Below are 1,116 nucleotides of genomic sequence, written 5' to 3'. Positions count from 1 at the left end.
CTCAGCGCGCGCCCAAGCCCGGCCCGAAGGCTAGCGCCGGCGGGGCGGCCTGGGTTACTACTGCGGATAAGAAGCAGCTGTTTCAGTTGCAGGCGGGTGGGCTGAAGTTTGCGGCCGGGCCGGCGGGCTCGGGGCCTACCATTGAGATTGACGAAGCCAAAACCTACCAGACCATCGACGGCTTCGGCTACTGCCTCACGGGGGGCAGCGCGCAGCTGCTACACCAGCTGGCCCCGGCCGCCCGTGCGCAGCTGCTACGCGAGCTGTTCGGCACCGACGGCCGGAACATTGGCGTGAGCTACCTGCGGCTGAGTATCGGCGCATCAGACCTCGACGACCACGTGTTCAGCTACGACGACCTGCCCGCCGGCCAAACCGACCCCGCGCTAACCCATTTCAGCCTCGCGCCCGACGAGGCGCACCTGCTGCCGGTGCTGAAGGAGATTCTGGCCATCAACCCCAGCATCAAAATCCTGGGCTCGCCATGGTCGCCGCCCACCTGGATGAAAACCAACGGCGAGTCGAAGGGTGGCAGCCTGAAGCCGGAGTTTTACGACGCCTACGCCCGCTACTTCGTGAAGTACATCGAAGGCATGCGGGCGGCCGGCGTGCGCATCGACGCCATCACGGTGCAGAACGAGCCGCTGCATCCCGGCAACAACCCCAGCCTGCTGATGCTGGCCGAGCAGCAGGCCGAGTTCATCGGCAAGCACCTGGGCCCGGCCTTCCGGCAGGCCCGGCTCGACACGAAAATCATTTGCTACGACCACAACGCCGACCGGCCCGATTACCCGCTCACGGTGTTGCGCGACGCCACGGCCGCGCCCTACGTCGACGGTTCGGCCTTCCACCTCTACGCCGGCCCCATTGAGGCGCTGAGCCATGTTCACGATGCCTTCCCGAACAAGAACGTGTACTTCACCGAGCAGTGGGTGGGCGCGAAAAGCAAGTTCGAGGATAACCTGCGCTGGCACGTCAAAACCCTGATAATCGGGGCCACGCGCAACTGGGCCCGCACCGTGCTGGAGTGGAACCTGGCCGCCGACGCGCAGCTGAACCCGCACACGCCCGGCGGCTGCACCGAATGCCTGGGCGCCCTCACCGTGGCCGGCCAGG

The 1,116-nt window shown here is 66.4% G+C and carries 1 protein-coding gene; it reads left to right on the top strand.

The annotated features are described in order from the left end of the window. A partial coding sequence (locus tag ACYVDE_RS23655; protein WP_460503977.1) for a glycoside hydrolase family 30 protein occupies positions 1–1,116 on the top strand: 1,116 nt, incomplete at both ends.

It is taken from the genome of Hymenobacter agri, from assembly GCF_054778495.1.
The sequence above is the reverse complement of the archived record's forward strand: the minus strand, read 5'-3'. Positions and strand labels throughout refer to the sequence as shown.